Consider the following 209-nt stretch of genomic DNA (forward strand, 5'->3'; position numbering starts at 1 on the left):
GCACCAGGGAGGATAACGTTGCTTCAGCAACGGCCCGTAGGGCGAGGCGCAGCCGAGTAATCCTCCCGGATGCACCATCTCTTACTTGATACGGCTTTTGTAGCGGTATCAATATTGGCAGTAAATAATTTTCCCGATGCATCCGTAGCTCAGCTGGATAGAGTACTCGGCTACGAACCGAGCGGTCGGAGGTTCGAATCCTCCCGGAT

At 54.1% G+C, this 209-nt stretch carries 1 other RNA gene; it reads left to right on the plus strand.

Annotated elements, in window-relative coordinates:
* A non-coding RNA gene (locus OGX75_RS00925) (RtT sRNA) lies at window positions 1-77 on the plus strand; the annotation flags it as partial.
* Window positions 78-209: the final 132 nt, after the last annotated feature.

It is taken from the genome of Citrobacter sp. CK199, from assembly GCF_030333285.1.
In the GTDB taxonomy this organism is placed as follows: Bacteria; Pseudomonadota; Gammaproteobacteria; order Enterobacterales; family Enterobacteriaceae; genus Citrobacter_B; species Citrobacter_B koseri.